This window comes from Acidovorax sp. 35-64-16 (genome assembly GCF_002281195.1).
Classification (GTDB): Bacteria; Pseudomonadota; Gammaproteobacteria; order Burkholderiales; family Burkholderiaceae_C; genus Acidovorax; species Acidovorax defluvii.
In genome coordinates, this window is the sequence record NZ_NCFM01000046.1 from 1 (window position 1) to 20,065 (window position 20,065).

Genomic DNA, 20,065 nt, shown 5'->3' on the forward strand with positions numbered 1-20,065 from the left:
GAGCGGCAAGCGAGCGCTCAACCTTCCTTGGCCGAACGTGTTTCGAGGCCCAAAACTCGTGCCATACTTGGCCTCATGCGGTTGAATTTCCTATCCGTGTGCCACTTGATCTGTCCCGACTTCACGTCGATCGCCACGGTGGAGGTCGAATAGAGGTTGTCGCCCTTGCGCACGTGGCTGTTCCAGGGGCCGGGGTTGCCGGTGCCGAAGTAGGCCAGGCCGGTCTTGGCGTCGTAGCTGCCGCCCAGCCAGGTGGCCGCGCCACCGGTCTTCCAGGTGTCGCCAGGCCAGGTGGCGTTGGTGGTGCCGCTGATGCCGTTTTCCTTGCCGTCCTTGTAGCCCATGTGGCCTTCGACCACCGGCCGGGTCCAGACCATCTTGCCGGTCTTGGGGTCGCGCGCTTCCACGCGGCCAACAACGCCGAACTCACCACCGGAGACGCCGGTCAGCAGCAGGCCTTCGGCGATCAGCGGCGCCGCGGTGTAGCTGTAGCCGGCGGAGTAGTCGTCGATCTTCTCGCGCCAGACCACCTTGCCGGTGTCCTGGTCCAGCGCCACCAGCTGGGCGTCCAGCGTGCCGAAGATCACCAGGTTGTCGTACAGCGCGGCGCCGCGGTTGACCACGTCGCAGCAGGGCATGATGCCCTCGGGCAGGCGGTGCTCGTACTTCCAGAGCTTCTTGCCGGTCTTGGAATCGAGCGCAAAGATGCGCGAGTAGGACGCGGTGACGAACATCTTGCCCTTGTTCACCAGCGGCTGCGATTCCTGGCCGCGCTGCTTCTCGCCGCCGAAGGACATGGACCACACCGGGACCAGTTTCTTGATGTTCTTGGCGTTGACGCCGGTCAGGGGCGAGTGGCGCTGGCCTTGCGTGCCCAGGCCCCAGCTCAGGACGTTGTCGGGCGTGGCCGCGTCGTTGGCGATCATCGCGTCGGTCACGCCCTGGGCGCCGACGTGGGCCGTGGCGGCCATGACCAAAAGGCTCAAAAGGGTGCGTTTCACTGTGGGTCTCCTGCTCGTTCGGGGGTTGATGGCTTTGCGGTGGTGGGTGCCGCCGGACCGCTCTCGTGGCTCCGACCCTCCGGTCCTGGCGTACACAACACCGGCGACAAATGGCAACTTCTGTGCCAGCCGGCCGGGATCACAAAGTCAAGGGTTTCCACCGAGGTTTGTGGCACGGCTGCGGCCCCGCGCGGGGCCCGGTGGCGCTCAACTGCGCCACTGCCCCGCGGGCGCGCGGGACAGCGCTGTGACAGTGTTCAAAAATGGCTCACCTGCGCGGCGCAGCCATCGCCCGCTGCTCGTAGCGCGGGTACCACTGGGTCAGCGAACGCTGCAGCTCCGCCGGCTGCGCGGCCCAGCGCGCGAAGCGCTCGGGCACCGGTGTGCGCAGCAGCTCGCCCAGGTCCAGGCCCTGCTCGGCCGAGGACTGCATCAGCGTCGTGAGCCACTGCAGCCAGTCGCGCGTCTGCCGCACCCCGGCCAGCCCCTCGTGCACCGGGCCGTGGCTGGGCACCACGGTTTTCGCCGTGCCCTGCGTGATCAGCCGCTCCAGCACATCGAGGCTCGCCAGCCAGGCCGCGAAGTCAGCGTGCGGCGTCGTCGGCACTCGCTCGCTGAACACCAGCCCGCCGGCGAACAGCACCCCGGTCGTGTGGTCCAGCAACACCAGGTCGTCGGCGGTGTGGCCGCTCAGCCGCAGCAGCTCCAGCCGGTGCCCGCCCAGCGGCTGGGCTTGCGCCAGCGCAGCCGGATCGATCGCCTGGCGCGAGGGCGTGGCCTCGCTGCCCTTCATCCAGTCGCCGCAGAGGCGGTACAGGTTGTCGGCGTAGGCGCCGCCCTCGGCCCGCATACCAGCGATGCTGCCGGCCAGGGCCTCGGTCGGCGTGTCGGCCCAGGCCTGGTTGCCGAAGAAGTAATCGGGGTGCAGGTTGAGCTGCAGCACCCGCCGCACCGGCTCCTTCGTCACCCGCTCGATCGCCCGCCGCTGCTGCTCGCCATACAGCCGCGACGGCCCGGTGTTGATCACCTGGACCCCGGCGCCGGTGGCGATGAAGCCGGTGTTGATGATGTTGCAGCCGTTGGCGCGGCTGAAGTCGCCGACCTCGCCCTCGATCACCCAGGTGTCGGTGGCGATCTGGCGCGGCCGCAGGTCGTAGTCCAGTCGGACCGGGTCGGGTTTCGACGCCACGGCTGGCACGGTCACCGGCTGCGCCTGGGCCGCGATGGCGCACAGCGCCAGCAGCGCCCACGGCAGGCGCCTCACCCGGACTGCCCTCCGATCCGGCGCCGGGCCGCCCCAAGCCGGATCAGCCCCCTTGGGGAGCAGCGACCCGCGCAGCGGTGGAGCCGCGAAACGGCGCCGTAGGCGATGGATCGCAAGGGGGCTCATACCCGCACCTCGGCCTCGATGCGGTTGCCGTTGTTGTCGCGGCCAGTGAGGCGGAACACCGGCGGCGACTGCGTCGGCAACTCGAAGGTGATCAGCGGGTTCTCGGACACCGGCTCGTGCAGCAGCAGCCGCCACCAGACCTGGCCGCCCGCGTCCTGCAGCTCCAGCTGTTCGAGGTGGAAAGACGGGATGCCCGCCACCAGCCCGGTGTCCATCGGGTGCATCACACGCAGCCGCAGCCGCCGGCTGCCTTCGATCACGTTGTTGAAGAAACGCGCCTGCACCTGCCCCAGCGTCTTGCTCCAGGAACCGTCGGCGCGGCTCAGGCCCGGCACCGTGCAACCGCCGCCGGCCGCCTGCACCCAGGTGCTGCCGACATGCCACTGGCCGTCGCGCGTCTGCACGAAGGCGCGCACCGGCGAAGCCTGCTCCATGCGGATGCGGAACGCCAGCACCGGCAACGCCCGCAGCGGCTCGTACTCCAGCACCTGGCGCACCGGGTTGCGGTCGACCGCGACCCGGATCCGCGCCACGCCACCCCCCACCGCCTCCAGTCCGCGCGCGTCCACCAGCAGCGGCACATTCATCGCGTCGTCGGCGAACTCCGGCCCCCTGACCACCACCGCATCGGTGAACCGGGCCACCGCCTTGCCGATGGTCTGCTCGCGCAGGCTGGGGTACTGCATCGAGCCCAGCGGGTCGCCGCCGGTCTGGTCGTCCTGCGCAAGTGCATACGGACACAACATCCAAGCAGCCAGGCTGGACAACAAACCTCGGCGGTCAATACTCATGGCAGCGACTCTCATCTGGGTTGGCTCGGAGTGCGTGTCTGGTCCAGCACACACCGTGGAACCGGCTTCGCCGGGCCACTGGTGGGGTCCCCCCTCTGGGGGGGGAAGACGCGCAGCGGCGCAGGGGGGTCATCGTCGTACCCAGCCACGCTGCGGGTCGTAGCCCCAGAGCGCGGCGAGAAAAAACACCACCGTGCAGCCCAGCACCACGGCCCAGGCGGTGGCGTTGAACTGCCCGTACATCGCAAAGCGGATCGCCTCGACCGCGTGGGTGAAGGGGTTGGCCTGCGCCAGCCGCAGCAGCCACCAGGCGCCCGACTCCTCCAGCTTCCACAGCGGGTACAGGGCGGGGCTGATGAAGAACATCGGGAAGATCACGAAATTCATGGTGCCGGCGAAGTTCTCCAGCTGCTTGACGTAGACCGAGAGCACCAGCCCGACCGAGGCCAGCATCACCGCGCCGCAGACCATCGCCAGCAGGGCGGCCGGCAGGTGCGCCAGCGGCAGCTCGACCCCGAAGGCCCAGGCGATCACCAGGAACACCACCATCTGCAGCAGCGACAGCGCGGTGCCCGCCAGCAGCTTGAACGCCAGCAGCCAGCCGCGCGCCAGCGGCGCCGTCAGCAGCAGCCGCATCACGCCCATCTCACGGTCGTAGACCATCGACAGCGAGCTCTGCATGCCATTGAACAGGGCGACCATGCCCAGCAGGCCGGGCACCATGTATTCCTTGTATTCGACGTAGGTTTCGTAGGGCGGCGCGATCGCCACGCCGAACACGTTGTGAAAGCCCGCCGAGAACACCACGAACCACAGCAGCGGCCGCACCAGCGCCGAGCCCAGGCGCGAGGGCTGGCGCAGGAAGCGGCCGATCTCGCGCCCGACCACCGCACGCAGCGCGCGCAGCAGGTGCGGCAGCAACGCCGGCGCTGGCGGGAGATTCAGGGTCGTTGCTTGCATGCGCTCTCCGCTTCGTCGACACCCAGGGTGTCCATCACCTCTCTTGGATGCAGCACGCCGTCCAGCGGCGCGATGCCGACCACGCCGTCGGCGTGGCCGAGGAAGATCGGCTGGCGCAGCTGGCCGTCCCAGACCCGGAACGACAGCCGCGGTCCCTTGAAGCCATCGACCGCGACCGCGCCGCCGCGCAGCGCCTTGAGCTGCTGGGCGACCGTCGCCTTCGGCTGATCTGCCAGCACCGTGGCGATGGCGCGCCCGGCCATCCAGGCCGCCCAGTCGTGGCCGCTCATCGGCCGCCTGGCCGCCTTGGCAAAACGGCGCGAGAGTTGCGGACCGCCATTGCGATCCCAGAGCGGGTGCCAGGCCAGGGCCACCAGGCCATTGGCGCCGACCACCGGCCGCGGCAGCTGGGTCGCATAGGGCACGGTGCGGGCGAACTCGCCATCGCTGTCGAGCACCGCGACCACCTCGTGCTCACGGTCGCTGCCGGTCAGCAGGCGCACATTGCCCAGCTCGCGCTCGCGCGGGTCGCCGGTGAGCTTGAAAGGTTTGCTGGCCGTGGGCTTGATGCCGTAGCGCTTGGCCGAGCGGTTGAAGGCTTCCAGCAGCAGCGCGTCACCCGGCAAAGGACCTTGCAGCACCAGCGCCTTGCGCCAGTTGCGCGCCGCCAGGTACTGTGCCAGCGCATCGCTGAGCATGGCGCGGCTCGGGTAGGTGTGCAGCAGCTGGGCCGCGCACTGCGTACCGCGCAGCGCGTCGTCGTCGAGCCCGCTGTTGAAGACGATCGCGCCGCCCAGCGCCGCCGGCGCCGCCTGCACCAGTGCCCGCAGCGCGGTCGCCGGCAGGTCGGCGACGACATGCTGCACCTTCGCCGCCTTGAGTTCGGCCAGCGCCTTGTCAAGCCCCGCCGCATTGGGCAACACCACGTCCTTGACCACCAGTTCGATGCCCGCCGCGTCCAGCTCGAAAGCCGAATCCTCGGCCGCCAGCTTCACGCCGTCGACGGCGCGCCCGGTCGGGTGACCCGGGTAAGCCTTCTCCATCCGGCGCACCGCATGGCGCGGGTCGCCGTCAAGCGAAACCACCGCGATCGTGACCTTGGTAGCGGCCAGTGACGGCAGCGCTGCCGTCAGCGCCAATGCGCTCACCAGAATGCGCAGGGCTTTGCTCGAACGTGATGTCATGGGCTTACGAGGATGGTGTGCGGCACACGGCCTGCGGGCACGGTCCTGATCGCCTTGCCCGACGCGGTGTCGATGATCGTCATGTCATCCGACAGGCCGTTGGCGACGTACAGGGTCTTGCCGTCGGGACCGAAGCTCAGGCCCCAGGCGCGCTTGCCGACCAGCACCTGGCGCTTCACCGCGCGGGTCGCGACGTCGATCTCGGCGACGTGGTTGGCGCGGCCCAGTCCCACCCACACGCTCTTGCCGTCGGGGCTGAGCACCATGCCCACGGGCGTGATGTCGGTGTCCCGCATGCCCTTGAGCGCGAATTTGATCGACTGTTTCAGCTCGTTGCTCCGGGTGTCGACGATCGACACGCTGGCGTCCAGCTCGTTGCTCACCCAGAGCTCGGCACCGCCACTGGCCAGCACGAAGCGGCGCGGTCGCTGTCCGACCTTGATGTTCTTGACCACCTTCTTCTGGCCCAGGTCGATCAGGTGCACCACATTGGCCACCTCGGAGGTGACGTAGGCGCTCTTGCCATCGGGCATCACCAGCACGCCCTCGGGCTCGCCGCCGGTCCTGACCTGGAACAGCGGCTTCCCGCTCGCCAGGTCGTAGGCCGCCAGCTGGTTCTCTTCCTCGATCGAGACATAGAGCGTCTTACCGTCGGGACTGAGGTCGAACATCTCCGGGCTGTCACCCAGCGCCAGCGTGCCCGCCATCCGGCCGCTGGCGATGTCGATCACGCCCAGCTGGTTGCTGTCGCCGCAGGCGACATAGATCGACCGCTGGTCGCGGCTGAACCGCAGGTGGCGCGGGCGCTGGCAGACATCGATCGCCGCCAGCCGCTCGCCGGCCGCGCTGAACACATGGACCTTGTGGTCCTTCTCGCTGGAAACGTAGACCTTGCCCTCGGCATGCGCCGGCAGGCCGAGCGCGAGTGTGGCGCCGAGGGCGCACAGGGCCGCGATCAGCGAGCGCCGGGCGCGGCGGAAGGCGTTGGCACGAAGGGCCATGGGGGCGGTCTCCTGGAATTCTTCAAACGCAATCGCCTGCACGGTCCACATCACACATCGCAGGCGCGCGAACCCTCTGCAATATCGGTGCCAGCGGACCACGGCTGGTACAGGAACGGAATTTGCCTGTCCAGGGCGCGTCCCCGGGCTTTTCCGCGGGATCGGAGACCGACCAGCCCCGCCATGAGACACAGCCCCCTGTTCCAAGCGTTCAAAAATGACACAGGGATAACCCTAGGCACCCCTGGCCCTTCGCGCTGCTCCCGCCGCGCACTGCTGGCGCTCGGTGGCGCCGCCGCCCTGTCCGCGGCGCTGCCGCAGGCGCAGGCACAGGCGCCCTTCCCGAGCAAGCCGCTGCAACTGATCGTGCCCTGGCCGGCCGGCGGACAGACCGACCTGACAATCCGCATCCTGGCCGAAGAGGCCGAGCCGCTGCTGGGCCAGCCGGTCATCGTGGTCAACAAACCGGGGGCGGCCGGCACCCTGGTGGCGCCCGCGCTCAAGGCGGCCGAGCCCGACGGCCACACCATCGGCCAGGTGCCGATCACGGTCTACCGCCACGCGCTGATGAACCACGTGAACTGGGACCCGCTGACCGACCTGGCCCCTATCCTGCAGGTCTCCGGCGTGAGCTTCGGCCTGCTGGTGCCGGGCAACAGCCCGTTCCGGACCGCCCCCGAACTGATCGACTGGGCCATCAGGCACCCCGGTGAACTGATCCTGGGATCGACCGGCGTCGGCACCACCGCCCACCTGGCGATGGAAGAAATCCTGCTGCAGCACAGCGTGAAGTACGTGCATGTCCCGTACAAGGGCACGGCCGACCAGATGCTGGCGATCGCCGGCAACCAGATCATGGCCGGCGTCAACTCGACCGGCTTCGCGCCCTGGGTCGAGAAGGGCCAGATGCGGCTGCTCGCCACCTTCAACGCCACGCGCACCGCCCGCTGGCCCGACACGCCGACGATGCGTGAACTGGGCTATCCGCAGGCGGTCTACACCTCGCCCTGGGGCCTGTCTGCACCGGCTGGCACGCCGGAGACCGTGATCCAGAAGCTGCACGATGTGTTCCGCCGCGCGATGAACGCCGAGCGTCACACCGCGGCCCTGGCCCGCTACGATCAGAGCCTCGACTACCTGGGCCCGCGCGAGTACCGCCAGTCGGTGCTTGCCACCGTCGAGCGTGAGAAGAAGCTGCTCGCGCGCATGAACCTGCTGGCCCGGTCCGCCTCATGACCTCCACCGCCAACGTCCCTGCCGACATCCCCGCCGACACCGCCGGTCCCGACGCCGTGCTGCACGCCGAGGGCCTGCACAAGGCCTATAACGGCAAACCGGCGCTCAAGGGCGTGAGCGTGTCGCTGCGGGCCGGAGAAATGCTGGCCCTGCTCGGCCCCAACGGCGCCGGCAAGTCCACCCTGCTGCAGCTGCTGACCGGCCTGTTCACGCCCGACCAGGGCAGCATCCAGGTGCTCGGTCAGGACATGCGCACCCAGCCGGCGCGCGCGCTCGCCGGCCTGGGCGTGGTGTTCCAGCAGAGCGCGCTCGACCTGGACCTGACGCTGATGGCCAACCTGCTGTTCCACACCGACCTGCACGGCATCCCGCGCAAGACCGCGCGAGAACGCATCGATGCGCAGCTCGCCGCCATCGGCCTGCAGGACCAGGCCAGGGCCGTGGTGCGCAGCCTCTCGGGCGGCACCCGGCGCAAGGTCGAGCTGGTGCGCGCGCTGCTGCACCAGCCGCGGGTGCTGCTGATGGACGAGGCCACGGTTGGCCTCGACCCGGCTTCGCGCCAGCAGCTGCTGGACACCGTGCGCGGCCTGTGCCGCGAGCAGGGCCTGGCCGTGCTCTGGGCCACCCACCTGATCGAAGAAGTCAAAACCGCCGACCGGCTGCTGCTGCTGCACCAGGGCACGGTGCGCTTCGACGGCTCGATCGACAGCTTCATGCAGGCAGCACAGGGCGGCGATTTCCAGGCCGAGGTCTTGCGCGCCCTCGAAAAACCCGGAATCTGATTCCGGGTTCCGCCGCGTTCAGAACGCGTAGGTCACCGTCACGCCCAGGCCCCACTGCCGCCCCGGCGCCGGTTCGAAGAAGCGCTTGTTGCCGTCGTTGGCGATCACCGAGCCGACGTAGTCCTTGTCGGCCAGGTTGTCGACCCGCAGGTATTCGCGCAGCTTCCAGGCGCCGAGCTTCTGCTCCCAGCCCAGCCGCAGGTTGAACAGCGTCGCGGCGTCCGTGCGGTCGCTGTTGACGTCGTCGACCACCATGCTGCCGCGGACCACGGTCTCCAGCGCCGCAGTGAAGCCTGGCAGCGCGCGCGGCTGCCAGACGATTTCGCCGAACAGCGAACGATTGAGCGTGCCGGGAATGCGCCTGCCCTTGGCGACCGTGGTGGACCCGCTGGCGAAGGTTTCGGCGAAGCGGGCGTCGAGCGTGGACAGCGCCAGGTGGCTGCGCCATTCGGGCGACCACTGCGCGCTGTGGGTCAGCTCGATACCGGATCGGCGGGTCCTGCCGGCGTTGGTGTAGACCGTGCGGCCGCCGCTGCTGGAGGCGACCACGATCTCGTCGGTGGTGCCGATGTGGAACAGCGCGATGTCAAGGCGCTGGTTCTCGGTCAGCTTCGTTTTGAGACCCACTTCGGCGTGCGTGCTGCGCGCCGACCTCAGGCTCAGGTTCGGCCCGCTGCCTTCGGCGGTGTAGGCGATCTCGGTCAGGGTCGGGGTCTCGAAGCCGCGGCCGATGTTGGCGTAGAGGTTGGTGTCGGGGCTCAGGTGGCGCGTCAGGCCGATCACCGGGTTGGTGGCGCTGAAGCTCACCCGGCCGCTGTCGTCCGGATTGCCGGCGCGGATGAAATGGTCGTCGATGCGAAAGCGCACCCGGTTGGCGCGCAGCCCGGCGACCGCGCTCCAGGCTTCGTTGATGGCCCAGTCGGCCTGGGTGTAGACGCCGGTGCTGTCGACGCGGTCGTCTTCGTCGCGTTTGAGCGCGCCGCGCTGGCCCAGGTTGTTGATGAAGCCCTGGCGGTGTTCGCTCATGCGTTCGAGGTCGAGCCCGGCGCTCAAGCTCAGCTGGCCCTCGCCGACGGCGATGCGGCGCGCGTAGCGCAGGCCGGTGCCGCTGTAGCTTCGGTCGAGCTGGACGATGCCGCCGGCGGCGGTCGGCGAGGTCTGCGCAAACAGCGGGATCGAGAGCCGGTTGTCCAGATTCCGTTCACCGGCATAGACCCGCGCCGTGATCTCGCTGCGGGCATCGAGCTGGTGCTCGGCGACCAGGCCGAGCTGGTTCTGCGACACGTCCTTGCCGGCCTGGTAGAGCGTCGAGTTCGCCACCGCCTGGCGCGGATCGGCCTGCATCTGCTCACGCGTCAGCCCCAGCGGATCGCCCGACTCGGGCTGGTCGAAGACGTTGGCCACCAGGGTGAACCTGGTCTGATCGCTGGCGGCCCAGCGCAGCTTGGCGTTGCTGTGCTTTCGTTTCGCGGCGCTGTTGACGCGCCAGCCGTCGGTGGAAAAGTCGCTGTGGTCGATCACGTAGTTGAGCGAACCGCTCTGCCCCGCCGCCTGCAGGCCGACGCGGCGCAGCTTGTCGGCGCCGGCGTCGACGCTGAAGCGCAGCTCGGGCTTCTCGGGGCCATCGGCGGTGAACACCTGCAGCACGCCGCCGGCCGAGTTGCCGTAAAGCTGGGCCAGCGGGCCGCGCAGCACCTCGATGCGCTGCGCCGAGGGCAGGCTGATGGTCGAGGCCTAGCCCTGGCCGTCGGGCATGGTGGCCGGGATGCCGTCGACGATCAGGCGGGCGCCGCGGATGCCGAAGGGCGAACGCGAGCCGGAACCGCGGATCGACAGCTGCAGGTCCTGGGCGTAGTTCTGGCGGTTGAGCACCGTGATGCCGGGCACCCGGTTCATCACCTCGGACAGGTTGACGCGCGGACCGGCGGCCTCGATCGCCTCCTGTCCCACGGCCTGCACCGAGGCCGGGGCGTCGAAGCTCTTCTGCTCCTGGCGGGACGCGCTGACGACCACCTCCTGCAGGGTCTGGGCGCCGGCGCTGCCGGCCAGGGCCATGAGCAAGGCGGCGTTGAGGCGGCGAAGCGCGAAGCGGTTGCGTGGGGTCATGTCTTGTCTCCGTAGTGGGTCGGCCATTGCCTGTTGACTCTTAGGTAGCAGCAATTTTTAGGCCACCAACAGTGACATCACAGATGATTCATGCATGGAATGACATTCAGATCGTTCGCTATGGGGGATGCAAACGCAGCCGCTCACCGCAGATGAGCCGCAACAATGCACAAGACACGCTTCAACGACGAAATGGCCAGAAGCCGCGACAGCAGCCTCCAGCCTGCCAAGCGTGCCGACTTGACGCGCGTTCACCGCAGCGCATGAAACTCAGGATTGCAAATCCAAGGTATCCAACGGGGAAACGATGCCGAAACGCCTCATCCGCCGATAGATAGTGGTACGCGCCAGTCCCAAGTTAGCGGCGACGGCCGAAACATTCCAGCGATGCGCCTGTAGCAATGCCAGAAGTCCCTGTGCGGTCGAAGGCGAGGCGCCATCGACTTGCCGCAACCGGGCATCAGAATCTTGGATCACTGGTGACACCAAGAGCGGACGAACAGTTTGCGGGCAGGCTGTTATTTCAGACGGTAGATGCACGGGATGGATCACGTGGCCATCAGAAAGTGCTAAGCAAAAACGCAGCACATTGCGCAATTGACGCACATTGCCTGGCCATTCATAGCGCTCCAGCAATTTCAAAGTTTCGGGGGTGACATGCCCCGGTATGTCCGGCGATTCCGACTCCTCCCGCAAGATCAGGTCGATCAGGTAGACCATGTCATGGCGCTCGCGCAAGCTTGGCAGCCGCAACGTCGCACCACATAGGCGGTAGTACAAGTCTTCGCGAAAGGTACCTGCCGTGATCAGCTGACGAAGATCGCGGTGTGACGCCGCCACCACAGTCAATTCCACGGGCACCGGTCTCTCGGCCCCCAACGGCAAAACCTCGTTTTCAGACAACACGCGCAGCAACCGAGTCTGGAGGTGCAGTGGCATATCCCCGATTTCGTCCAAGAACAGCGTGCCGCCATGGGCCTGTTGAATAAGGCCCTTCATGCCACGGGTGCGTGCCCCCGTAAACGTACCTGCGGTGTAGCCGAAGAGTTCACTTTCAATCAGCGACTCAGGAATAGCCGCACAGTTGACAGCCACAAACGCTTTGTCTCGCCGGTTGCTCGATTCATGAATAGCTTTTGCAAAAACCTCCTTACCACTTCCCGTCTCCCCTTGTATCAAGAGATTAATCCGCTTGTTCGCCAAGCGCTGCGCCCGCTGCTGCAAGGCGTGCATCTGCCGATCTGCACCGGACAGCCGCCGAAGCGAGGGGCCAATTGCCACAGGCTCGGCCATGTCATTCGCTTCGTACAGAGGCGGACGATCGGCCACGCCGCGCAACCGAGGGGCCACAAGGCTGGCAAAGTAGCTCTTGTGATCCATTTGCGAGAGCAACGTGCTGTCCGCGGGGTTGTCCGAACGGGGAAGCCGCCAGAGCTTGTCCATCGTGCAGTGAAAAACCTCAGAGAGGTGTCGTCCGACCACATCATCCAGTACCCCACTCTCCTGCGGACCCGCGCGCAACTTCCGGCGTGCCGCTGGATTCGCTCCCACGATGCACCCATCGTGGTCCAGGGCCAGCATCATGTCGACGCGCACATCGACCAACGCCCAGCTGGTCGCCAGGCGCAGGAGCCAGCGATCGGAGAAGTGCCGTGTGAAGTTCGCGTCATCGATCATTTGTGCATATAGCCGCGTCAGATGCAGCGCTAGGTGTTGGCTCTCGCGCGCATTGGGCATGGCCAGGGCCGAAACGTCGAGCACGCCCATGAGCTTGCCATCGGGATGAAACAGCGGCGCGGTGCTGCAACTCAGGCCCACGTTGCCCACGTAGAAGTGTTCGTCGCGGTGGCAGGTCAGCCCACGCTGCTCGTAGATGCAGGTGCCAATGCCGTTGGTGCCGGCGAACTCCTCCTGCCAGTTGGCGCCCAGATACAGGCCGGCACGCTGCGCATCGCGGCCCCAGGAATCGTTGCCGATGTAGTCGATGGTGATGCCTTCCGCATCGGTCAACAGCAGCACGTAGCCCAGGTCGGCCACATGCTTGAACAACTGCTCCATGCCGCCACGGGCCACCTGCAGGTATTCCTCCAGGCGTTCGCGGGACGTGCGCACGCGGCCCGTGCTCTCCACACGGGGATCAAAGGCCTGATGCGGGTCCAGGCCGTGCTGGGTCAGACAGCGCTGCCAGGAGCGGTGGATCAGCGCCTGCGGCGTGTCCACCGCAGGCAGCTGGGTGTTCGCGGCGCGCAGCACGCGATCGACATGGGTGGCGGGTGAAATCGGCACTGTGACTCCTTCTGGGCGCTGGCCATGCGGTGGCCATTCGGTTTCAGCGACGCACCGGTTCTAGCCAAAGCGACCGACCTTGCCTATCGGTATCGGCCCGCAGCCGGGATCGCGCGGCGCCCCCGGCGTGGCGGCGCCACGCTACTGCAGGCATCACCTGTAGCTGTTGGCGCATCAGCTGTAGCTGTTGGCGCACCAGGTCCCACACACCAAGTGAAAACCCTGATGCGATGCGCAAGCCTTTGACTTTTCTGGTGTTTTGCGGCGCCAAGTAGTAGACGACAAGGCCCGCGTCGCATGGCACACCCTTTGCAACAAGGGTCGCCACCAACAAGGAGATCACTACGGTATGACACCCCCCCGCCCACACACCTTTCACGAACCCCACTTGGGCCCATCATCTATCGAAGGTCGCCGCGAAGTTCTCAAACGCGGAGCATGTGCATGTCTTGGCGCCAGCCTGGCCACCGCCGCTATAGCCCCGGCTCAGGCCCAGGAAGGCGCTGATCAACGGCCCACCAAGGGCGACCGCCTCGTCGCCGCAGGTGCTGACGGGGTGCCGCGCCCCCTCACCGTGGCCGACGTGAAACTCGGCGCAAAGCCCGTGCAGGCTTTTCCGTTCGACCCGGTCAACAAGCAGGTGCGCGATGGCTCGCGCTTCAACAAGATCCTGCTGGTGCGCCTGGATCCCACCAGCGTCGAGGCCACCACGAAGGCGCGCGCCGCTGACGGAGTGGTGGCCTTCTCGGCCGTGTGCACGCACCAAGGCTGCGACGTCACCGAATGGATCGACGCCGACAAAGCCCTGATGTGCTTTTGCCACTTCTCGCGCTTCGACCCAGCACGCGGCGCCCAGGTGATTGCCGGCCCCGCACCACGCAGTCTGCCCGCGCTGCCGCTCACGATTGATCGCGGCCAGCTCATGGTGGCTGGCCCGTTCACCAGTTCCCCGGGCACCAAGACTTCGACCTGAGCCCCCTCCCCTTTCCCCGCTGTTCCCGCATGAGCGCGGTAGTTCCACCGCATGCATTCCCAACGACAACCACTGAAGAGGCGACAACATGAGATTCCCAATGAAGCGACTGGCTGCCTGCATGGCCCTCGTGCCCCTGCTGGCCTCGGCCGAGCTGGCACCGTATACCCCGGTGACCGACGCACGGCTACTAAACCCCGAGGCCGCCAACTGGCTGATGTACCGCGGCAACTACGCCGGCTGGGGCTACAGCCCGCTGGACAAGATCAACGACAAGAACGTCGGCAAGCTCACGCTGGCTTGGGCTTACGTGACCGGCATGCCTGAAGGACACCAGGCCCCCCCGATCGTCAACAACGGCTACATGTACGTCGCCACACCCAACAACCAGGTGATTGCGTTTGAAGCCAAGACTGGCAAGGAACTGTGGCGCTATAAGAAGCAGATCCCCGAAGAGTTGCAGCAACTCCATCCCACCAGCCGCGGCGTGGCGCTGTACAAAGACAAGCTCTACCTAGCCACCACCGACGCCATGCTGGTGGCGCTGGACCCGGTAACCGGCAAGGAGTTGTGGAAGACCGCCGTGGGCGACTGGAAAGCCGGTTACTACTCAACGCTGGCACCACTGGTAGCCAACGGGAAGGTGATGACCGGTGTGTCCGGTGGTGAATATGGCGTACGCGGCTATGTGATCGCCGTGGATGCCGAGACGGGCAAGGAAGTGTGGCGCACCTACACCATCCCCGCGCCCAACGAGCCGGGTGGCGATACCTGGCCAGGCGAGACCTACAAGCATGGCGGTGGTTCGGTGTGGATCACCGGCACCTACGATCCCGACACCAAGCTCAGCTACTGGGGCACCGGCAACGCCGCACCCTGGATGCCAGACACCCGTCCCGGAGACAACCTCTACGCCAACTCCACCCTGGCACTGGACGTGGACACCGGCAAGATGAAGGGCTACCACCAGTACCACTGGAACGACGCCTGGGACTGGGACGAAGTCTCGGCCCCGCTGCTCATCGACGTGCAGCGCAACGGAAAGAAAGTGAAGTCGCTGGTGCACGCCGGCCGCAACGGCTACCTCTGGCACCTGGAGCGCACCGACAGCAAGATCAACTTCGTCGACGCCTGGCCGTATGTGAAGCAGAACGTGTTCACCGGCATTGACCCGAAGACCGGACGCCCCAGCTACGACGAGAGCAAAAAGCCTGGCACCGGTAAGACCACCAACTTCTGCCCATCGCTGTGGGGCGGCAAGGACTGGGTCCCGGAAGCCTACAGCCCCAAGACCGGCATGCTGTACGTGCCTGCCAACAACAACTTGTGCTCCGAATTCACCGGAGAGAGCGTGAAGTACAAGAAGGGCGAGCTCTATATCGGCGTGGCGCTTGACAACATCCTCACAAACGTACGCCTCACCGAGGCATCCAAGCAACACATCGGCGAAGTGCAAGCCTGGAACGTGGGTGCCAAGAAGAACGTCTGGACCCACACCTACCCTGAAATGAACTGGGGGCCACTGATGGCCACCGGGGGCAACTTGGTTTTTGGAGGTGGCACCAATGACCGCATGTTCCGGGCGTTCAACGCCACGACCGGCCAGAAGCTGTGGGAGTTCCCGGCCAGCTCCGGTGTGACCGGTGTGCCTTCGTCATTCGAGGTGGATGGCGAACAGTACATCGCCGTGCAGTCGGGTTGGGGCGTGGATGCCGAACGCATGCAAGGTGCGTTCAACGCCGTCATGAAGCAAAAGACCGTAGTCCCTCAGGGCGGCACCGTCATGGTGTTCAAGCTTGCCAAATAGTCAGCAACACCTGGCACGCACTACTTTTCTCATTCACCAAATCTCCAAACATAGGAACAAAAGCTATGAAACTACTGCACACATTGGCTCTGAGCATCGCCGCGTTGGTGGCGGTATGGGTATACCTGAGCATTGGTCGCCCCGAGTTGCGCCTTAACCCCTGGATTGGCTTCGTCTCCTGGGCAGCATTTTTTGCGGCCGGTGGAGGCAGCGCAGGTGCGCTCAAGTCTGTGGCCGGTGGCATCGCCGCGATCTTGCTGACCGCTGCCACGATGGCAACCGTAGCAGCGCTGGGCGGGGGGTTGCCGTGGCTTATCGGCTTGGTGGCCGTGCTGGCATTCGTATTGGTGGCCATGGCCGACGTGCCAGTGCTGGCATATACGCCCGCTGCATTTCTTGGGGCTGCCTCGTTCTTTGGTGCAGGCGCTAAGGCCGACGAAACAATCCTACTCGTCTCAATCACCTGGGTTGCTGGTGTCGCCTTCGGTTTCGCTTCTGAGCTGATCGGCAAGCGAGTAGCTGCACCAGCTGTCTGACCCCTCGCCTCCCGTTTCGACGCTTCCCGCGCTGTTAACCCAAAATTTCGAAGGATCCCCCAATGGTCACCGACTACCGCAATTACATCAACGGCCAATTCCTCCCGTGCCGCGAGGACTCCATGATCGAGGTACGTAATCCCGCCACGCATGAGCTACTGGCAAGAGTGCCGAATGCTAATGACGAAGAAATTGAACAAGCCGTGCAAGCCGCCCGTAGGGCCCAATCGAGCTGGGCTAAGCTGCCTGCCATCCAGCGCGCGCAGCACCTACGCGCTATTGCCGCCAAGCTGCGCGACAACAGGGAAATGCTCGCGCAGACCATCACTCGCGAACAAGGCAAGGTGTTGGGCTTAGCCCGCGTTGAGGTGGACTTCACCGCCGACTATATGGACTACATGGCCGAATGGGCCCGTCGAATAGAAGGCGAGGTGATAAACAGCGACCGATCGGGCGAAAGCATCTTCCTCTTGCGTAAGCCCATCGGCGTGGCCGTGGGTATCCTGCCGTGGAACTTTCCATTTCTTCTGATCGCGCGCAAGCTGGCGCCAGCGTTGGTCACAGGCAACACCATCGTCATCAAGCCTAGCGAGATCACGCCGATCAATGCTTTCCTATTCGCTGAGCTCGCAGCACAAACCGATCTTCCCGCAGGTGTTTTCAACCTTGTGAGCGGCACCGGTGCGCGCGCCGGAACGTTGCTGACATCACATCCCGATGTAGACGTCATCTCCTTCACCGGTAGCGTCGAGACCGGTACGCGCATCATGGCAGCGGCTTCGCGCAACCTTACCAGAGTGAACTTGGAACTCGGCGGCAAGGCGCCGGCCATCGTTTTGGCGGATGCTGATTTGGACCTGGCCGCGAAGGCCATCTACGACTCACGCGTTATCAACACCGGCCAGGTGTGCAACTGTGCCGAGCGCGTGTATGTTCAGCGGCCTGTGGCGCAGGAACTGATTGACAAGATCATTGCGCACATGAAAGCCACCACCTACGGGGACCCGGTTGGGCAGCCCGATGTGATGATGGGCCCGCTGGTCAGCGAAATCGGACTGAACAAGGTTGCCGGTTTGGTGGATCGCGCTCGAATTGAAGGCGCCGAAGTGGCGCTGGGTGGGCGTCGCGCCGACCGCAGCCAAGGCTATCACTACGAGCCCACCGTGATTTTGGGCTGCAAAGCGGACATGGAAATCATGCGCAAGGAAATCTTCGGCCCGGTGCTACCTATCCAGGTAGTAGACGACCTCGACGAAGCTATCGCACTGGCCAACGATTCCGACTACGGCCTGACTTCATCGATCTTCACCCGCGATCTGAAGTCGGCCATGCGCGCCAGCCGCGATTTGCAGTTCGGCGAAACGTACGTGAACCGCGAGCACTTCGAAGCCATGCAGGGCTTCCACGCCGGGCGCCGAAAATCGGGCCTTGGCGGTGCCGATGGCAAGCACGGCCTGTATGAGTTCACCGCAACCCACATGATTTACATGCAGCACGGTTAAACGTTACCGGCACACGTCCCCCCAGCCGCTATCTGCGCCATCTCCTCGGGCGTGAACACCCGCGAGCGGGTGTGAAAGGCCTTGCCCTCCGGCCCTTCGAGGGAGAAGGTGCCGCCGTTGCCCTCGATCACGTCGATGATGAGCTGGGTGTGGCGCCAGGTAGCGTACTGCGACTTGCTCATGTAGAACTCGCAGCCGCCGATGACCCCCAGCAGCACGTCGCCCGGGCCCATGGTGATCTCGCCCAGCAGGTAGCAGTTGGCGGCGCTGTTGTCGCAGCAGCCACCGCTCTGGTGAAACATCAGACCCGGGCCGTGCTTGGTCTTGAGGAACTCGATCAGCTCGACCGCAGCGGGCGTGGCGATGACTTTTTCGACCATGTCTGTCTCCTTGCGCAAATGGAAAACGCCGAAACGGCGATAACCGTTCCGGCGTGAGATGTCTGAGTCCAGAACGCCGCGGAACCGGCTTTGCCGGGCCGCCAGCGTTGCCCCCTGGGGGGTGACGCCGCAGGCGGCGCGGGGGGGGTCAGAAAAATCCGAGCTTGTTCTCGGAGTAGGAGACCAGCAGGTTCTTGGTCTGCTGGTAGTGGTCCAGCATCATCTTGTGGGTCTCGCGGCCGATGCCCGATTCCTTGTAGCCGCCGAAGGCCGCGTGCGCCGGGTAGGCGTGGTAGCAGTTGGTCCAGACGCGGCCGGCCTTGATCGCGCGGCCCATGCGGTAGGCGACGTTGCCGTTGCGACTCCAGACGCCGGCACCCAGGCCGTACAGCGTGTCGTTGGCGATCGCCAGGGCTTCGGCCTCGTCCTTGAAGGTGGTCACGGCCAGCACCGGGCCGAAGATTTCTTCCTGGAAGATGCGCATCTTGTTGTGGCCCTTGAACAGCGTGGGCTGCACGTAGTAGCCGCCGTCCAGATCACCACCGACCTTCGCCTGCTCGCCACCAATCAGCACCTGCGCGCCTTCGGCCTTGCCCAGCTCCAGGTAGCTCAGGATCTTGGTCAGCTGTTCCTTGGACGCCTGCGCACCCATCATGGTGTCGGTGTCCAGCGGGCTGCCCATCTTGATCGCGGCGACGCGCTTGAGAACGCGCTCCATGAACCTGTCGTAGATGCTTTCCTGGATCAGCGCGCGGCTCGGGCAGGTGCAGACCTCGCCCTGGTTGAACGCGAACAGCACCAGGCCTTCGATCGCCTTGTCGAGGAACGCGTCGTCCTTGTCCATGATGTCGGCAAAGAAGATGTTGGGCGACTTGCCGCCCAGTTCCAGCGTGGCGGGAATCAGGTTGTTGGCAGCGGCCTGGGCGATGACGCGGCCGGTGCTGGTCGAGCCCGTGAAAGCGATCTTGGCGATGCGCTTGCTGGTGGCCAGCGGCATGCCGGCTTCACGGCCAAAGCCGTTGACGATGTTGAGCACGCCCGGGGGCACCAGGTCGGCGATCAGCTCGGCCAGGATCAGGATCGAGATCGGGGTCGACTCCGCGGGCTTGAGCACCACGCAGTTGCCGGCGCCCAGGGCAGGCGCCAGTTTCCAGGCCGCCATCAGGATCGGGAAGTTCCAGGGAATGATCTGGCCGACGACGCCCAGCGGCTCCTGGATGTGGTACGCCACGGTGTTCTCGTCGATGTTGGACAGGGCACCTTCCTGAGCCCGCACACAGCCGGCGAAATAGCGGAAGTGGTCGATGGTCAGCGGGATGTCGGCATTGAGCGTCTCGCGGATCGGCTTGCCGTTGTCCACGGTCTCGGCGTAGGCCAGCAGTTCGAGGTTGGCTTCGAGGCGGTCGGCGATCTTGAGCAGCAGGTTGGAGCGCGTGGCTGCGTCGGTCTTGCCCCAGGCGTCGGCGGCAGCGTGCGCGGCGTCCAGCGCCAGGTCGATGTCTTCCGCGGTCGAGCGGGCGACCTGGGTATAGACCTTGCCGCTGACGGGCGTGATGACGTCAAAGTACTGGCCCTTGACCGGCGCCACCCACTGGCCGCCGATGAAGTTGTTGTACTGCGGTTTGTAGACCATCTTGGCGCCAGCGGCGCCGGGAGCGGCGTAGATCATGTGTCGTCCTCTGAAAGGGTGGAAAAGGAATGAAGCCGTTGCGGCTGATCCTTCTGCCCACAAGTCCCGTGCCACGCGCCCGCGGCGACTCAATCTGAGACGAATGCTCTCTTTTTTGACAACACAAAGTGAAAGGTTGTGCCATTCAGGCCCAGCCAGGCACACACTGCGTCAGGCTGTCACGGCACGCGCGTTCATATGAACCGCGCTGCCAGACCCGGCGACGCTGTCAGCCGACCAGGCCCACCACCAGCGCGCTGGACGACATGATGGCGAAGGCCTTCTGACCCTTGCGCGCGGCGAACGGATGGTCCGCAAACCCCACCCACTGACCGCCGCCATCGAGCGACAGCACGACCTCGTACGAGGCATTTCCGCTGCTGTGCCCCATGTGCGGTGGGCAGATGCGCATCATTGCCTTCATCACCCACAGCGCCGAAATCCGCCACATCCTGAACCAC

The 20,065-nt window shown here is 65.7% G+C and carries 16 protein-coding genes and 2 pseudogenes; 6 read left to right on the forward strand and 12 right to left on the reverse strand.

The genetic code is table 11. The features are described from left to right. Positions 1–98: 98 nt before the first annotated feature. The 6 genes and pseudogenes from B7Y64_RS17225 to B7Y64_RS17250 form a co-directional block, all read right to left on the reverse strand. Positions 99–971 (reverse strand): annotated as a pseudogene (locus B7Y64_RS17225) (PQQ-binding-like beta-propeller repeat protein); the annotation flags it as partial. A gap of 298 nt (positions 972–1,269) precedes the next feature. Then, a complete protein-coding gene (locus tag B7Y64_RS17230; RefSeq protein WP_291325008.1) occupies positions 1,270–2,265 on the reverse strand; it encodes a quinoprotein relay system zinc metallohydrolase 1 in 996 nt (331 codons plus the stop codon). 122 nt (positions 2,266–2,387) lie between these two features. Next, positions 2,388–3,182, reverse strand: coding sequence for a quinoprotein dehydrogenase-associated SoxYZ-like carrier (locus B7Y64_RS17235; protein WP_291325010.1), 795 nt, complete (start codon positions 3,180–3,182; stop codon positions 2,388–2,390). Positions 3,183–3,311: 129 nt separating this feature from the next. After that, the gene (locus B7Y64_RS17240) at positions 3,312–4,142 is read right to left on the reverse strand and encodes an ABC transporter permease (protein ID WP_291325012.1); all 831 of its coding nucleotides are present in this window, start codon (positions 4,140–4,142) and stop codon (positions 3,312–3,314) included. Further along, a complete protein-coding gene (locus B7Y64_RS17245) occupies positions 4,124–5,326 on the reverse strand; it encodes a branched-chain amino acid ABC transporter substrate-binding protein (RefSeq protein ID WP_291325014.1) in 1,203 nt (400 codons plus the stop codon). The genes B7Y64_RS17240 and B7Y64_RS17245 overlap by 19 nt, the downstream gene beginning before the upstream one ends. Further along, positions 5,323–6,327, reverse strand: coding sequence for a PQQ-dependent catabolism-associated beta-propeller protein (locus B7Y64_RS17250; RefSeq protein WP_291325016.1), 1,005 nt, complete (start codon positions 6,325–6,327; stop codon positions 5,323–5,325). Before B7Y64_RS17250 ends, B7Y64_RS17245 begins: the two co-directional genes overlap by 4 nt. 183 nt (positions 6,328–6,510) lie before the next feature. Here B7Y64_RS17250 and B7Y64_RS17255 point away from each other — a divergent pair, with 183 nt between their 5' ends. Beyond that, on the forward strand, positions 6,511–7,563 hold the full coding sequence (locus B7Y64_RS17255) for a tripartite tricarboxylate transporter substrate binding protein (RefSeq protein WP_291325018.1): 1,053 nt from the start codon (positions 6,511–6,513) through the stop codon (positions 7,561–7,563). Beyond that, positions 7,560–8,345 carry an ATP-binding cassette domain-containing protein gene (locus B7Y64_RS17260; protein ID WP_291325020.1) on the forward strand — a complete coding sequence of 262 codons (786 nt, stop codon included), beginning with the start codon at positions 7,560–7,562 and terminating at the stop codon, positions 8,343–8,345. The genes B7Y64_RS17255 and B7Y64_RS17260 overlap by 4 nt, the downstream gene beginning before the upstream one ends. An 18-nt stretch (positions 8,346–8,363) precedes the next feature. Here B7Y64_RS17260 and B7Y64_RS17265 read toward each other — a convergent pair whose 3' ends face one another. From B7Y64_RS17265 to B7Y64_RS17275, 3 genes are all read right to left on the reverse strand, one after another. Further along, the gene (locus tag B7Y64_RS17265) at positions 8,364–10,040 is read right to left on the reverse strand and encodes a TonB-dependent receptor (protein ID WP_291325022.1); all 1,677 of its coding nucleotides are present in this window, start codon (positions 10,038–10,040) and stop codon (positions 8,364–8,366) included. 39 nt (positions 10,041–10,079) lie between these two features. After that, positions 10,080–10,451, reverse strand: coding sequence for a TonB-dependent receptor plug domain-containing protein (locus B7Y64_RS17270; RefSeq protein ID WP_291325024.1), 372 nt, complete (start codon positions 10,449–10,451; stop codon positions 10,080–10,082). A gap of 270 nt (positions 10,452–10,721) precedes the next feature. Next, positions 10,722–12,737 (reverse strand): sigma-54-dependent Fis family transcriptional regulator, encoded by a 2,016-nt coding sequence (locus tag B7Y64_RS17275; protein WP_291325026.1) that lies wholly within the window; start codon positions 12,735–12,737, stop codon positions 10,722–10,724. Positions 12,738–13,125: 388 nt separating this feature from the next. Between B7Y64_RS17275 and B7Y64_RS17280 the strand changes: the two genes are divergently transcribed. The 4 genes from B7Y64_RS17280 to aldA all read left to right on the forward strand — a co-directional run bounded on the left by B7Y64_RS17280 (position 13,126) and on the right by aldA (position 17,555). Continuing rightward, a complete protein-coding gene (locus tag B7Y64_RS17280; protein ID WP_291325028.1) occupies positions 13,126–13,710 on the forward strand; it encodes a Rieske (2Fe-2S) protein in 585 nt (194 codons plus the stop codon). A gap of 100 nt (positions 13,711–13,810) precedes the next feature. Further along, positions 13,811–15,517, forward strand: a complete 1,707-nt coding sequence (locus B7Y64_RS17285; protein ID WP_291325030.1) for a methanol/ethanol family PQQ-dependent dehydrogenase — start codon at positions 13,811–13,813, stop codon at positions 15,515–15,517. A 65-nt stretch (positions 15,518–15,582) separates the two neighbouring features. Further along, positions 15,583–16,053 carry a DUF1097 domain-containing protein gene (locus B7Y64_RS17290; RefSeq protein ID WP_291325032.1) on the forward strand — a complete coding sequence of 157 codons (471 nt, stop codon included), beginning with the start codon at positions 15,583–15,585 and terminating at the stop codon, positions 16,051–16,053. Positions 16,054–16,115: 62 nt separating this feature from the next. Next, the gene (gene aldA / locus B7Y64_RS17295) at positions 16,116–17,555 is read left to right on the forward strand and encodes an aldehyde dehydrogenase (RefSeq protein ID WP_291325034.1); all 1,440 of its coding nucleotides are present in this window, start codon (positions 16,116–16,118) and stop codon (positions 17,553–17,555) included. Here the strand turns inward: aldA and B7Y64_RS17300 are convergent. The 3 genes and pseudogenes from B7Y64_RS17300 to B7Y64_RS17310 form a co-directional block, all read right to left on the reverse strand. Then, positions 17,552–17,935, reverse strand: coding sequence for a DUF779 domain-containing protein (locus B7Y64_RS17300; protein ID WP_291325036.1), 384 nt, complete (start codon positions 17,933–17,935; stop codon positions 17,552–17,554). The genes aldA and B7Y64_RS17300 overlap by 4 nt on opposite strands. 148 nt (positions 17,936–18,083) lie before the next feature. Further along, positions 18,084–19,604, reverse strand: coding sequence for an aldehyde dehydrogenase family protein (locus B7Y64_RS17305; RefSeq protein WP_291325038.1), 1,521 nt, complete (start codon positions 19,602–19,604; stop codon positions 18,084–18,086). 229 nt (positions 19,605–19,833) lie between these two features. Beyond that, positions 19,834–20,065, reverse strand: a pseudogene (locus tag B7Y64_RS17310) (hypothetical protein); the annotation flags it as partial.

Excerpts from the sequence above, each read along its gene's own strand:
- B7Y64_RS17235 (WP_291325010.1), bottom strand. The coding sequence starts at position 3,182 with ATGAGTATTGACCGCCGAGGTTTGTTGTCCAGCCTGGCTGCTTGGATG.
- B7Y64_RS17240 (WP_291325012.1), bottom strand. The coding sequence starts at position 4,142 with ATGCAAGCAACGACCCTGAATCTCCCGCCAGCGCCGGCGTTGCTGCCG.
- B7Y64_RS17245 (WP_291325014.1), bottom strand. The coding sequence starts at position 5,326 with ATGACATCACGTTCGAGCAAAGCCCTGCGCATTCTGGTGAGCGCATTG.
- B7Y64_RS17250 (WP_291325016.1), bottom strand. The coding sequence starts at position 6,327 with ATGGCCCTTCGTGCCAACGCCTTCCGCCGCGCCCGGCGCTCGCTGATC.
- B7Y64_RS17255 (WP_291325018.1), top strand. The coding sequence starts at position 6,511 with ATGAGACACAGCCCCCTGTTCCAAGCGTTCAAAAATGACACAGGGATA.
- B7Y64_RS17260 (WP_291325020.1), top strand. The coding sequence starts at position 7,560 with ATGACCTCCACCGCCAACGTCCCTGCCGACATCCCCGCCGACACCGCC.
- B7Y64_RS17270 (WP_291325024.1), bottom strand. The coding sequence starts at position 10,451 with ATGACCCCACGCAACCGCTTCGCGCTTCGCCGCCTCAACGCCGCCTTG.
- B7Y64_RS17285 (WP_291325030.1), top strand. The coding sequence starts at position 13,811 with ATGAAGCGACTGGCTGCCTGCATGGCCCTCGTGCCCCTGCTGGCCTCG.
- B7Y64_RS17290 (WP_291325032.1), top strand. The coding sequence starts at position 15,583 with ATGAAACTACTGCACACATTGGCTCTGAGCATCGCCGCGTTGGTGGCG.
- aldA (WP_291325034.1), top strand. The coding sequence starts at position 16,116 with ATGGTCACCGACTACCGCAATTACATCAACGGCCAATTCCTCCCGTGC.
- B7Y64_RS17300 (WP_291325036.1), bottom strand. The coding sequence starts at position 17,935 with ATGGTCGAAAAAGTCATCGCCACGCCCGCTGCGGTCGAGCTGATCGAG.
- B7Y64_RS17305 (WP_291325038.1), bottom strand. The coding sequence starts at position 19,604 with ATGATCTACGCCGCTCCCGGCGCCGCTGGCGCCAAGATGGTCTACAAA.